The 13,405-nt window shown below is 48.0% G+C and carries 9 protein-coding genes; 5 read left to right on the forward strand and 4 right to left on the reverse strand.

The features are described from left to right. Nucleotides 1-409 (forward strand): hypothetical protein (locus J4G07_19505; GenBank protein MCE2416176.1); only part of this gene is annotated, 409 nt, incomplete at its 5' end. 9 nt (nt 410-418) lie between these two features. Here J4G07_19505 and J4G07_19510 read toward each other — a convergent pair. The 3 genes from J4G07_19510 to J4G07_19520 all read right to left on the reverse strand — a co-directional run bounded on the left by J4G07_19510 (nt 419) and on the right by J4G07_19520 (nt 8,523). After that, nucleotides 419-2,410 (reverse strand): hypothetical protein, encoded by a 1,992-nt coding sequence (locus J4G07_19510; protein ID MCE2416177.1) that lies wholly within the window; start codon nt 2,408-2,410, stop codon nt 419-421. A gap of 311 nt (nt 2,411-2,721) precedes the next feature. Then, entirely contained in the window at nt 2,722-5,460 is a 2,739-nt protein-coding gene (locus J4G07_19515) for a sigma-70 family RNA polymerase sigma factor (GenBank protein MCE2416178.1), read from the reverse strand. Between the two features lie 156 nt (nt 5,461-5,616). Continuing rightward, nucleotides 5,617-8,523 (reverse strand): sigma-70 family RNA polymerase sigma factor, encoded by a 2,907-nt coding sequence (locus tag J4G07_19520; GenBank protein MCE2416179.1) that lies wholly within the window; start codon nt 8,521-8,523, stop codon nt 5,617-5,619. 303 nt (nt 8,524-8,826) lie between these two features. Between J4G07_19520 and J4G07_19525 the strand changes: the two genes are divergently transcribed. Together J4G07_19525 and J4G07_19530 are read left to right on the forward strand one after the other, a co-directional pair. Continuing rightward, on the forward strand, nt 8,827-9,468 hold the full coding sequence (locus J4G07_19525; GenBank protein ID MCE2416180.1) for an MOSC domain-containing protein: 642 nt from the start codon (nt 8,827-8,829) through the stop codon (nt 9,466-9,468). Next, nucleotides 9,465-10,196: a glucosamine-6-phosphate deaminase gene (locus J4G07_19530; GenBank protein MCE2416181.1), complete on the forward strand. Its 732-nt coding sequence runs from the start codon at nt 9,465-9,467 to the stop codon at nt 10,194-10,196. The genes J4G07_19525 and J4G07_19530 overlap by 4 nt, the downstream gene beginning before the upstream one ends. 26 nt (nt 10,197-10,222) lie before the next feature. Here J4G07_19530 and J4G07_19535 read toward each other — a convergent pair whose 3' ends face one another. Further along, nucleotides 10,223-10,951: a hypothetical protein gene (locus J4G07_19535; GenBank protein ID MCE2416182.1), complete on the reverse strand. Its 729-nt coding sequence runs from the start codon at nt 10,949-10,951 to the stop codon at nt 10,223-10,225. 237 nt (nt 10,952-11,188) lie between these two features. On the opposite strand from J4G07_19535, the gene J4G07_19540 reads away from it, so the two are divergent. Both J4G07_19540 and J4G07_19545 read left to right on the forward strand, forming a co-directional pair. Then, entirely contained in the window at nt 11,189-12,244 is a 1,056-nt protein-coding gene (locus tag J4G07_19540; protein MCE2416183.1) for a Gfo/Idh/MocA family oxidoreductase, read from the forward strand. A gap of 385 nt (nt 12,245-12,629) precedes the next feature. Further along, nucleotides 12,630-13,405: phytanoyl-CoA dioxygenase family protein (locus tag J4G07_19545; GenBank protein MCE2416184.1), on the forward strand; the 776-nt coding region annotated here is incomplete at its 3' end.

Consider the following 13,405-nt stretch of genomic DNA (forward strand, 5'->3'; position numbering starts at 1 on the left):
ACAGATTTGGTCTTTCAAACGCATTCCTTTCACATTTCATAAACACCGTGAGTTTCACGGAACTATCGCACGTATCACACTCAAACGTGATAACTGCGGTGGTTATTGGATTTGTATAGTGACAGACCATACAGATACCAAAGAGCTGTCAGCAACAGGTCAGAGAGTTGGGGCAGACAATGTAATACAAGGAATGGATTTGGTCTATTCCCAGACCAAATCCGGCATGAAAGACGCTTACTTGACCCTTAGCACAGGTGAGAAGATACAGCACCCACACCCCTTGCAACACTCCTTGAAGGAACTTCGTAAACTCAACAAAGCCCTTAGTCGTAAAGTCAAAGGTTCTAACGGTTGGTATCGTGCTGTTATTGTCTACGAAGCCGAGGTTTCCCCTACCTTTAGGTAGTGGGTGCTATCACTGTTGTGCGTCTTCTAAGCCTTCTATTGGCAGTACACCGTCTCCTATGTCTCCGACTGTAATGGTAATCTGTTTTTCTTTCGATCCAGTTACGATAAAGCCTTCAATGATGAGTTCAGTTTCCACTACGTTCTCCTCCTCAGAATCATCTGGAACTGGGAGGTCTTCTGGTAGCGGGAACCCTTCTATGAATGGAAAACCTTCTGGAATTTCATCTGCCTCGCCAGCTTCCGGTATGTTCAACGGGAAACCTTCTGGTAACGGTAATCCGGCAAAGCCCAATGGTTCAAGGGTTATTGTGATTAACCCCGCGTCCATCTGATCTTCTATCTTCTGCTCGATGAGTTCGTCGAGATTCCTTGGCAACGGTCTTTCATCGTCTTCTTCTTCCATATCCAGGATTTCATCCAAAATGTTTCCGAAAAGTTGTTCAAATTCCGTGCCGTCTACCGATTCATCAGCGGAAACGGTAAGAGTTGCTTCACCGGTTGGGAAATTACCAGGGACGTCAAGTGTAATTTCTCTTTGGATCGTCCGCTCGGCACCGGCAGTACTCCAGTGCGGAAGTAGCACAATCGAAACCGTGAGACTTTCTCCGGGCATCACTTCGGCAGGCACACTAATTTCGTCGATCTCCGCTTTGGCAATTTGAGGTTTGTCCGTGATAGAGATTGACACTTCTTTCAAGGTCGCTTTGCCTGCACTGTTTGTGAGCATATTAGTGAACGAACTAATAATTAAACCCGTTCCTAAGAATACATCAAAAAACGGATTTGAAGAGGCTGATCGGAACGTTTCGGTATACACAGTTTCGGTTTCTTGAAAGTGAAGCGTCACAGTCCCTTCGACCGTTGCAGCATTCCTTTCCATCCGAATTGCATCCATCGTCACTGCCGCGACAAACGAAATCGCCCACTCTTGTCCATAAGCCACAACGTGGTGTTTCTCTATTACGGTGTTATTCACTGGATGGTAAGAGAGTTTCACCGGAATCATTGCGGGGCCCCGACCGAGTTCCCCTACAATCGCAGGATGTAGGTCTTTGCTTATCGTCCCGATCGGATTTCCATACGCCGAAACAGATTTCGTTGAGAGTACCAAACGTGACAGAATTCCATGCGTTACGGCTCGGTATATCGGTAATGCCGACTTTCCATCAGCCAAGAAAGGATGACCGAACGCCACAAATGTATCGTCATACACCTGTGTCACTGTCCCGAAGCCAATGAGGTTTGTAACATCCCCTGTGACGACGGCGGCGCCAATCATATCTCCCGCAGAAAGCCTTGTTGTGACACCCACAGGTGGTGCCGCAGGGACACCCCCAATATCGCCAAACAATTCAACGAAATTGAATCTTGAATCCGAGAGATATGAAGACAGTTCTTGTATTCTGTGGGACTGAATCCCAGTAATCATCATAGGTGTTTTAACGGGTCCATACAAGGAATTAAGTGCCAAAGCAGGTGCTCCAGGTGCCCCCTCTTCCTCCAAAAACTCGCCAAACGTTGGGTGGTCGATAGCCGCTTCCATATAATCAATCGGTGTGACCAAGAACCGATACGGCGGCTTACTATACGAATACGCGAAGGCGAGAGCCCCCATGACGCGCCCCGGGGGACCAACAGGACTACCCGACATTCCTGCCGCAACACCCCCTAAAGCCTCTGCCGATTCATCAATCAATTCGCACTCATAGACAGGAGTGCCAAAGGGACCATCTCGCACGGATCGAAATCGAGCCTGAAGAATAACTTTGCTGGTGCCTTCAAGCACGGTAATGATTTCTAACGGAGTCTTACTCGCCAGTTTCCGGACTTCATCCTCGTACATATTTTCCAGTACAACATCTCCGACGAAGCGTGGAGCGTTAAGGACTGCCGCTGAATCGTCGGCGATGAGGTTTTCATGTTGTGTTTGCTGTTCATCAGGAGAACAACCGAGTTGACATAGCATCGCAATGGCTACAAAAACGAGCATACGTTTCATTATGATTCCTCCATATGTTTTTCAAAGTTATACCATTCTAAAAGTTTATATCGCATTAACCGCACCGTCCCTCCGGATCCGGTAGGTGCGGTTTCCTAACCGCACCGGACGTAATCCAAAACATGAGACGCTTTTAAGAGAATCATCAATTAGAATTGGTATTATATTGTGTCAATCCTTTTCTTTTTCAATTGAGGTGTGAAATATTCCCCGTTGTTTGGTAGCGATATAAAGTCTATCGCTGTTAGGAACAAGAGAGATGACGCTATCTGGCACTTCTGGTGAGATTTTTTCCCATTCGCCACGTCTGTTCAATTGATAGATCCCTTCGTTACCAGCGTGATAGTGTACGCTCCGGTCTTATCGGTGAGTGCACGCCAATGTTCACCTTCTTTTGACATCAAAGTGCCTGTGTCTGTAGCGATGTACACCGTTGAGCCTGCAAAGGTGATATCATTGAAACGTTCAAAACGAAGCGGTAGATTTGGGGTAACGTCTTTCCATGTGTCCCCTCCGTCGAGCGATTGAAAGAGATGCCCGTCCCGCTTTCCAACGTAGACGATTTTTCCTAAAACAGCAAGTTTGAAACCCCTTAGAACTGTATCTATGAGTCCGGTGTTGAACCATTCCGAATCTCCACGTTTCCATCGGAAAAGCCGCCGCTTGTATTCGACGTAAAATGTGTCACCGTTAACTGCAAACGCACCCGGGTATTTTTCACGCTGGTGCGTTGGATCTGACTGGCGTATTATATCTATGATGAAGGCGGAATCTTTACCAAGAGTCGGGACCGCTTGGATAGGGACTAACACATTACCGTTTGCAGAAAGATGGAAAAGACGAAGTTCGTTTTCTTCTTCTAATTTCGGTGTGATACCGTAAAGCACTCCATCAGAAATCGCTAATTTGGGGAACATCAGTAGATTGGTAAAATTGACGTTTGCTGCTGGTTTTAGGGTGAGTTCCTCTGAATTGAGGGTTAAGGTTTCCCATGACTCTCCACCGTCAGTGGATTTGACAATACCTATCCAAGTGTTCGCATAGAGATCATTTTTGAACGCCACTAAATCTTGAATGTGAGTCCCTACGATTCCAGTCATAAACGGATGCCATGATTTGCCAGCGTCGGTTGAGCGGATAAGCCCCAGAGGCCCCACTTTAAAGAACGTATTTTCATCCACGCCGACAGCCGGGAATAGACTCAGCGTAAACGAATTCATTGCTGAATTCAGGTCAGACTTATCAAAACCGTAATCTGTCCATGTTTTTCCACCATCGGTTGAACCGGATGCCGTGATTCCCAGGGCGAGAATGGTCTTTCCAGCTGCTATGACTTTAACGCCTGGCGATATTTTTGTCATGAACGAATCGCTTGTCGGTGTTATTTCGGTCCATGTATCGCCGAAGTCGGTTGAATGGAAGATTTCCCAGGCACTCGAAGTGTCACTACCCATAATCTGACCTATATAAGCCCCTATTCCTTCCGGGGTTTGCAATTGCGTAATATCGGGACCCGTCCCGACATAGAGATTGTTTTCAGAGACTGCCAAGGAGTGGATGGCTTTGGTGGTATCTATTGACAATTTTTTCCATGCGCCTGCCCTGATTCGATAGAGACCTTCGGTTGTCCCAACAAATACCGTATTTTCAATCTTAGCAACAGCGAGGATTTCCGTGTCAGTCTCTACATCGTTTAGTAAAGTCCACTGTTTGCCGCTGTCTGTAGATTGGAAAATGCCTTTATCTTCGAGTGCGAGGTAAAACGCGTCATCTGTTATCGCGAATCCTTTGATACGTCCCTTTGGATGTGCCCCGAGAGTCTTCCACGTTTCTCCATTATCGATTGAAGCGAGCACGTCATCGGCGGACACAAGATAGAGCGTGTCATTGTGCTCTGCCATTGATGTCCACTTATGCGTCTCGGAAGTTTCTGAAGAAGTGGTCAGAACAGTAGCATTAACGAGTGTCCATGCGGACGCTTCTGGTGTTAATCTGTAGATGCCACCAGATGCTGCCGCATAGATGTCTCTTGTGGCGCTTAAAAATAAGCCTGTTACTGGGCTGCCTTCAGGCCCGTTTGCTTGTATCCACTGCTGTTTTGTCGATGGACGTGTTTCCTTCTCTACTTGTGCAGCTGCAGGTACAAAGGGTTCTGAGATTTGGGAGCCGGCACCGCCACTTTTACCGGTGGTATCGAAGCGTCCAACTTGGTTCCGTAAATCCGGCTCTGCTTGTGTATCAAGGACAATGGGGGCATCAATGATTTCAACGGTGGTTTCTGATCGGGCGTTTAGGTTATACGGTTTCTGGAAACGGGCAAGGTATTGAGATCCCACGCCTATAAGTAAAAATATAAAAATAGCGGTTGCGGCAGAGATTGCCCAAGGTATTAAGGGTTTGCTGTTCGTAGGCGTTACCGGCTTTAGGGTGGCAACTTGCTTTACAATGTTTTCGGTAAAAGTGACAGGTAAATCTACACTGCCAAGCGTGTCGCTGACCAAGGCTTCTTGCTCCTTTAAACGGTTACGGGCACGTTGGAGACGACTTTTGACTGTATTCGGGGACACGCCTAAAAACTCACTGATCGCTTTATAGGTCATTTCTCCAAGATAGTGAAGTGTCACAACCGTTCGTTCGCTCTCTGGTAGTTTTTCCAAGAGATCTTTGATGCGTCTTTGACGGTGTTCAACGGAAGCCGCCTCGCGTTGCTCGTCTTCATAGTGACGGTAGGAAGATTCCTCGATCTCCTCTCCACTCGTGGTTTCCAGGGAGTCCGTCGATGGTTTCCGCTTTCGATGCCAATCGATACAGATCCGATCGGCGATGACGTAGAGCCAGCCAGCGAACTGATTCGGATTCTTTAACGTCCCGAGTTTCTGGTATGCTTTGAGGAAGGTATCCTGTGCGAGCTCCTCGGCGGTATGAAAGTCACCGACCTTCCGCCATGCGAGCGCGTGGACGCTTTTCTGGTATTTTTTTACGAGTGTGGTGAAGGCATTCTCGTTGCCTGTCAAAAATTGGTTAACCAGGTGTGCGTCTTCGTTTTTCATCAGATGTTTCCTCAGTGACTTAAGAGTACGCGTTTTTAACGCGCGATTATTGAACTGCTGTCACTAATTAATGACGAGATTTAAAGAACAGAATGGTGCATAATCGAGAAAAAAATTTCTGTTGGAGGCACTTGGAGGGAATTGTTGCTTAAACCACTACTCTTTTTCAAGAGAAACATGGAACATCCCGCGATGTTCAGTAACGATATAGAGTCGGTCGTTATTGATCACGAAAGCCTTGACGCTATCCGGCACTTCTGGAGATATCTTTTCCCATGCGTCGCGATTGTTCAGTCGATAGACACCTGCATCCCCAACACCATAAACTGTCGTGGTATCTACAGCCATTCGATCAATGAGGGTATGCTTCCCTGCCGTATCGGTGAGTGCACGCCAATGTTCACCGTCTTCTGAGGTCAGAACGCCCGCGTCGGTCGCAACATATATTGTTGAGCCAGCAAAGATTATTTCGTTGAAACGTTCAAAACGTAGAGGTAGATTCGCCGTCAGGTCCTTCCATGTAACGCCGCTGTCAAACGATTGAAAGAGACTTCCATCGCGTTTTCCAACATAGACAGTCTCCTCTGAAACAGCGAGTTTAAAGCCTTTGATAGAATCATCACTGAAATCAGAGCGTTTGCTTGTATCTGTCAATCCGGTGTTAAACCATCCTTGTTCACCTCGTTTCCACCGGAGAAGCTGCTGCATGTGTTCGACATAGAATGTATCACTGCTGACTGAAAACGCACCAAATCCGAGAAATCGGTCAACTTGGAACATTTTATCTATCATATCCTTTATATCTGTGGTAGAAGGGGCTTCTTCAAGGGCGGGTATCCCTTGGATAGGGACTAATACGTTTCTATTCGCAGAGAGACGGAAGATTCGCAATTCATGATTAGGAACAAAAGTAGATGCGGCTCCATAAAGCACACCATCAGCGATTGCTAATTTCGGGGAAATCAGAGAGTGAGTATTTTCTGATGGTTTTAGTGTGAGTTCATCAGAACCGAAGGTGAGTTTTTTCCACGACTCGCCGCCATCACTGGATTTGGAAACACCTGTAGAGGGGCTCGTGTAAAGCTCGTTCTTGAATCCAACTAAGTTGAATATTCTGGTGCCTACGATCCCGTTTATAAATGAATGCCACGATTCACCACCATCGGTCGAGCGCAAAAGTCCGGAGGTGCCGTCTCTGAAAATAGTATTTTCGTCCACTGCTACACTCGGGGAGATAGTGGGTACGACTATATCGGAGTTGAAACCAAATTCTGTCCATGTTTTTCCGGCATCAGTTGAGCGGAAACTCAACATGTCTAATATCAGAACGGCATTTCCAGCTGCCAAAACTTTAGCCCCCGATGAAACTCTCATCATGTGTGATTTACTTGCGGGTGTTATATCTGTCCACGACTCGTCGCCATCGGTTGAATGGAATACCTCCCATCTTGGACCGGTGTTGTTCGTAAATTCCTTCATGAGATCCTCTATGGAGTTTTCCAGTAGAGATTTCATTTGAGAAAGGGTTGAACCTGTCCCGACATAGAGATTATTTCCAGAGACTGCCAAAGAGCGGATGGCTTTCGTGGTATCTAACGGCAATTTTTCCCATGTCTCTGAATGCAAGCGGTAGAGTCCCTTGTTTGTCCCAACAAACACTATGTTTTCAACAGCAACTATTGCATTAATACCGCTGTCTGCTATTTCATTGTCGAGCGCGGTCCACTGCTTACCTCCATCTGTGGACTGAAAGATACCTTCATCGTCTCGAAGCGCGAGGTACAATGCACCATCTGTTATCACCAGTCCAAGGGCGCGTCCCTCTGGACGCCCGCCAAGTTTGGTCCATGTTTCGCCTCTATCTTTTGAAGCAAACACACCATTCGGAAAGACGAGATAGAGTGTGTCGTCTCGTTCTGCCATCTGTATGCCGTGGTGGTCTACAGAAGCCTCCGGTGGGAGTGGACTCACGAGCGTCCATGCGGGAGCATCCGGTGCTAATCTGTAGATGCCGATTCGTGAAGCCGCATAGACATCCCCTGAAGAACTTGCCAATAAACCAGACACTGAACTTCCTTCTTCTGGACCACTTGCTTGTATCCACTGCTGTTTTGTTGATGAACGCGTCTGCTTTTCTACCTGCGCAGCGGCAAGCAGAACAGGTTCCGAGACTTGAGGACCAGCACCGCTGCTCTTACCGATGGTGTCGAAGCGTCCGGATTGATTCCGTAAATCCGGTTTTGCTTGTGTATCCAAGACAATAGGCGCATCAATGATTTCAACCGTGATTTCCGATTGTGCGTTCAGATTATACGGTTTCTGAAACCGCGAAAGGTATTGAGACCCTACACCTATCATTAGAAAGATAAAGATGGCGGTTGCGGCAGAGATTGCCCAAGGTATTAAGGGTTTGCTGTTCGTAGGAGATACAGGTTTTATGTCAGCGACCTGCTTCATAATGTTTTCGGTGAAAGTGGTAGGTAAATGAACGCTGCCAAGCGTTTCTTGAATCATGGTTTCTTGCTCCTTTAAACGGTTCCGTGCGCGTTGAAGGCGGCTCTTGATCGTGTTCGCTGAGACACCCAAAAACTTACTTATTTCCTTGACAGTCATTTCTCCGAGATAGTGGAGTGTCACGACTGTGCGTTCGCTTTCCGGTAGTTTTTCTAAGAGACTTCTGATATATCCTTGACGGTGTTCGATGGAGGCTTCTTCACGCTGTTCGTCTTCGTAATGACGATAAGACGATGCCTCGACCTCATCTCCACTCGTGGTTTCCAAGGATTCCGTTGGTGGTTTCTGTTTTCGGTGCCAAGCGATGCAGAGTCGGTCGGCGATGACATAGAGCCATCCAGCGAACTGCTTCGGGTTCTTCAGCGTCCCAAGTTTCTGGTATGCTTTGAGGAAGGTGTCCTGTGTGATTTCTTCGGCAATGTGGAAATCACCGACCTTCCGCCACGTGAGCGCGTGCACGCTCTTCTGATATTTTTTTACCAGCGTGGTAAAGGCACCCTCGTTGCCTGTCAAAAATTGGTTAACCAGGTGTGCATCTTCGTTTTTCATCAAGTTTCTCCTAAGTGACTTAAGAGTACGCATTTTTAATGCGCGGCTATCGGATTGCTGTTACTATTAAGGACGCGATTTAAAGAGGCAAAGGTTGCATAGCGGAAAAAAATGTGAAAAATCAAACCCAACAGTGCTGAAAGAGTGTGTAAAGTTTTTGGCATTAGCCTTTGTCTTCTCTTGTGTGAGAGATTCTAACCGGATTTTTGACCTGTTTCCTCTTCAACCTCGTAGGGGTGGCATCTCTGTAGAACTAAAATGTTTGCTTGACATAACTTAGAAAAATCAGTATATTAAAGCGATATGAAACTCTTATCTATAAACGTCTCAAAGCCAAAGCCTATACAATACGGTGGTAAGACGATCCAGACAGGGATTTTCAAAGAACCCGTGTCAGGCACTGTCATGCTCAGAGAGAAGAACATTGACGGGGATGGTCAGGGCGATCTGCGGGTACACGGCGGCACCTATAAAGCCATCTACGGCTATCCGTTTGAGCATTACGCCCACTGGCAGCATGAGTTGCAAAGAGATGATTTGACCTACGGACAGTTCGGCGAAAATCTCACGGTTGAAGGTCTACTGGAAGAAGCAGTTCACATTGGTGATGTTTTTCTGGTCGGTTCAACGGTGAAATTACAGGTTACACAACCCCGCGTGCCGTGTTTCAAGCTGGCATACAAGATGGGACTGCCGGAATTCGCCAAACAGTTTTTAGAGAGTCGGCGCGTCGGTTTCTATTTCCGAGTGCTTGAAGAAGGCGAAATCACTGCTGGTGATACGATTGCCCGCATTGAAGTCGCATTGGAACCTATGAGTGTCACTGAGATAGTTAACCTCCGCTATTTTGATAGGGATAACCACGAGAAGATCGGACGAGCGAGGAAACTACCTGCGCTCTCGCCGAGTTGGAAGCGGGATTTTACAAAAATTTTATCAAAATGAATATTTTTAAAGCAACAACCAAACGCGAAACGAGCGAAGCAGCAGCACATCTCGCAAGTCAAAAACTTCGTGAGGCGTTGGATGCGAATGGACGTGCCAGTTTCATCGTTGCAACAGGCGCGTCTCAATTTGACTTCCTTGCCGCGCTTACTGCTGATAAAACGATCAATTGGGACAATACGACGATGTTCCATCTCGACGAGTACATCGGTATCCCTGAGACACATCCCGCCAGTTTTCGCAAGTATCTGCGAGAACGTCTCGTGAATATTGTTCATCCCGGAACCGTCCATTTTCTGGACGGGGAAGCAGGCGAACCGAAAGCCGAATGTGATCGACTCAATCGGATTATCTCACAGCATCAGATTGATGTAGCGTTCGTGGGTATCGGTGAGAATGGGCATCTTGCCTTCAACGATCCACCAGCGGATTTTGAGACAGAATCTCCCTATATCTTGGTCGAATTAGATGAGGCATGCCGACTCCAACAGGTCGGTGAGGGCTGGTTTACTGGTATTGATGAGGTGCCGACCCAAGCGATTTCAATGTCTATTTCCCAAATCATGAAGGCGAAAGCAATTGTTTGCACTGTGCCGGATGAACGAAAGGCGGAGGCAGTGCGGAATTGCTTGCACGGCGAGATAACGCCACTGCACCCTGCTTCGATTTTGCAGACGCACCCAGATTGCGCGGTATTTCTCGACGCCGGGTCGGCATCGTTGTTGTAGATAGTGCTAAAAACTCACTGCTGAACCTAATGTCCTGCTTTAATCTGTCCCCAAGTGACGGTGAGTTTGTCTTGTGGCGCGACATCAAATGGAATCTGTCCGAGGGCATAGAGGATTGAGCGGTGGATGAGTTCCCACCCATCATCTGTTACCTGCAGCCACCCCGTAGAGTGGGGCCAAATGTTAACATGGCGTGCCTTCGTTGTGCCTTTCAGGAGTTTTGCCCCTTCTTCGTAGACAGAGATAGCCACAAGATCATCGTTGTCGGCGCGCACCGCTAATATGTCAACATCGCCTTCAAATCCGCTGCACGTCATGAGTGCTATCGCGGGTTTGCTAACGGTGATGTCGCCCTTAAAACCTTCCATGATTGGATGCTCGGTATCAATGACAGTGAGGTCGTCACCTGGATCGGAGTTGAACGTGCCGTCTGCCGCAAATCCCATATCATCGTATGTCCACGTCTCGGCATTGACAACGGGGACGGCTGAATCTTTGTAAGCGTCCAAAATATTGGCACTCGAAGTTGATTCGGAGATAAAGACAACATCTATATCTGCGAGGTTAACAGGGTGCTTTGCCAAATGCTCATGGGGTTCAACGACATAGCCCCATTCTTCGAGGTGTTCTATAAGAGGAATGTCCTTCGGATCGGGTTCACCCGAGCCAACGAGGACAAGTTTTTCACCCTCAGCGATAACAGGACCTACAGCAAAGAGTAACACGAAAATCGGTAAGAAAAAGTAACGATACATGAGAAGAATTTCCTCCTTTTGGATTGGGCTTTGGGTATGGAGGCACCTATAGACAAGTGCTTACAACTACGCAGTGTGGCAGATCCTTCCAAGGTATTTGATTGGATTCCAGATCGGATTCGGATATATTCTATAGGAATATACAGGAAATGTCAAGCGTTTGATTAGGGGGTGCCGTGATTCGCAGATCGCGCCTATAGTGTGTTCAAACTGCGTTGATAGAAATGGAGGGTGTGGATGAAAGATGCAATCAGAGTTGGGATCATTGGTGTTGGTGGAACAATCGGCAGCACGACCGCTATTCTTGCCGCAGAGCCGAACGTAGAACTCGTCGCTTTGGCGGATCCGGATCCCACCCGTAGGAAAAGGGTCTTGGAGGGGATTAAAGGGGTCCGCGTTTTCGATGATTATCGGCAGATGTTTGACGCATGCGATTTAGACGCAGTCTGTATTGGACTTCCCACGTGGATGCACGCCCCAGTCTCGCAGGAAGCCGTGCAGCTCGGATTACATGTGCTCTGCGAAAAGCCACCTTCAAACAATGCCACGGAGTTAATGCCGGTCACCCAGCTCGCTGAGACCAAAGGTCTCGTTTATATGTTTGTCCGCCAATCGCGGTTCACGTCCCAGTTGATGGAGGGGCGCAGGCTTGTGCAGGCGGGGGAACTCGGCGACGTATATTACGCCGAGACTCGGTGGATACGCACGCGATGGTGTTCCGCACGCGGATGGCGGCACGATAAAGCAAAGGGCGGCGGGGTACTCCTTGATCTCGGTATTCACGCCATTGATAACGTCTGGTTTATGATGGGCAATCCGCGTCCCACAGAGGTCATGGCTGGACTCTACTGTACATTTTCCGACCTCGCACCGCCTGAACAAACCTATACCGCGGACGATGCTGCTTGCGGGTTTGTGCGGTTTGAGAACGGGGGCACGCTGCATTTCGCTGTCGCGTTTTCGATGAATACCACAAATCGACAGGCTCCAGCAAAGGGAAGTGATCTCGTCAAAAGCGAGACGCAGGAGTTTCAACTTTACGGGACGAAGGCAGGACTCGAAAGCGGGAAGCTGCTCGTTGGAACACCCGACGGTGTTAAGGTCAAACCCATAAAAGCGCCGCCACAAAAAGCGGATGATATAACGCTTCAGGCACGAGAATTCATTCGGGCGATTCGAGACGGAGATGAACCCCTTAATTCCGGTTCTCAGGCGGTGATGCTCATGCAAATGCTCGATGGAGCGATGAAATCCAGCGAAACCGGCAGTGCCGTTCCTATTCAGTCTTTCTAATAGGACTTACGCATTTCCTCTTAAAGTCCCCTGATAAGGGGCGGGGAATGCCATAAGGCATTCATACCCGGGGAAGTCCATACGGACTTCATACCGTTGATTCTGATTCTTTAGGGGGTTAAATAACTAAAATAACATGAGTTTGATAATGGGAATTGAAAGAGACCCTGTAGGTGTTTTTGCTTGGGTGTTTCCGCCAGGTAGAGCGATGAAAGCCCCAGAATCCTTTAGTTTGCCCAGAAACGCCTCTTTTTTCATGACGCATTGAAAAAATAAACAGAGCGAAACCCGACAATCCACCGCCAGCGAGGTTTCCCAACCTCGCCACTTTAGAGTGGATGCGAAGCAAACGGACGCAGCAGCCCAGGAGGACATAATTAAAAAAATGTCTACTCAACGCAATTCGGAAGCACTTCGACAGAACGGACTCACACCTCAGCAGAAGCAGCAATTTCTCGATGATGGATTTCTATTCGTCCGGGACGTGCTGCCAAATGAGGCACTTCAGCCGTTGATTGATGAGTTAGCACAATTAGTTGATGACGGAACTCAGGCGGCAATCAAACACGGTATCCTTGACCCGTCGGATACGTATGACGATGAGTCGTTTGACACGAGATTAGCACGGGTATCAAGTGCTTGTTCCGATCCGAACTGGATTTGGAGCAACTATTTCAGGGACCAGAAAATTCGAACCGCTGGAATGTTCACGCTCAGGACGGCACCCTCACTCCTCGATGTTGTTGGCTCCCTCATCGGTGAGGAGATCTTTGCACATCCGCAGTTTAATTACCGAGCCAAATTGCCGGATCAAGCGATTACTGTTATCCCATGGCATCAAGATTTGGCGTATCTCATCCCTGATGAAGCGGGTGATACATTGGTTGTGAACGTTTGGCTTCCGCTCGTTCGGGCAACGGAAGAGAGTGGATGCATGCAAGTCATCCGAGGTTCACACCGCCACAATCTCATTGCGCACAACTACCAAGATCAGACCCCCGGGCATACGGGAGGTAAAGGTATCAGCGATGAGGAATTACCGCCCGGTGATGTCGTTACTGCCGAACTTGAGGCAGGAGATGTTTTGCTGACGAGTGAACGCGTCGTCCATCGTGGACTTCCGAACCGTTCTGACACCGTCCGTTGGAGTGTTGATACGCG

It is taken from the genome of Candidatus Poribacteria bacterium (assembly GCA_021295715.1).
Taxonomy (GTDB): domain Bacteria; phylum Poribacteria; class WGA-4E; order WGA-4E; family WGA-3G; genus WGA-3G.

Excerpts from the sequence above, each read along its gene's own strand:
- J4G07_19510 (MCE2416177.1), bottom strand. The coding sequence starts at position 2,410 with ATGAAACGTATGCTCGTTTTTGTAGCCATTGCGATGCTATGTCAACTC.
- J4G07_19515 (MCE2416178.1), bottom strand. The coding sequence starts at position 5,460 with ATGAAAAACGAAGACGCACACCTGGTTAACCAATTTTTGACAGGCAAC.
- J4G07_19520 (MCE2416179.1), bottom strand. The coding sequence starts at position 8,523 with ATGAAAAACGAAGATGCACACCTGGTTAACCAATTTTTGACAGGCAAC.
- J4G07_19525 (MCE2416180.1), top strand. The coding sequence starts at position 8,827 with ATGAAACTCTTATCTATAAACGTCTCAAAGCCAAAGCCTATACAATAC.
- J4G07_19530 (MCE2416181.1), top strand. The coding sequence starts at position 9,465 with ATGAATATTTTTAAAGCAACAACCAAACGCGAAACGAGCGAAGCAGCA.
- J4G07_19535 (MCE2416182.1), bottom strand. The coding sequence starts at position 10,951 with ATGTATCGTTACTTTTTCTTACCGATTTTCGTGTTACTCTTTGCTGTA.
- J4G07_19540 (MCE2416183.1), top strand. The coding sequence starts at position 11,189 with ATGAAAGATGCAATCAGAGTTGGGATCATTGGTGTTGGTGGAACAATC.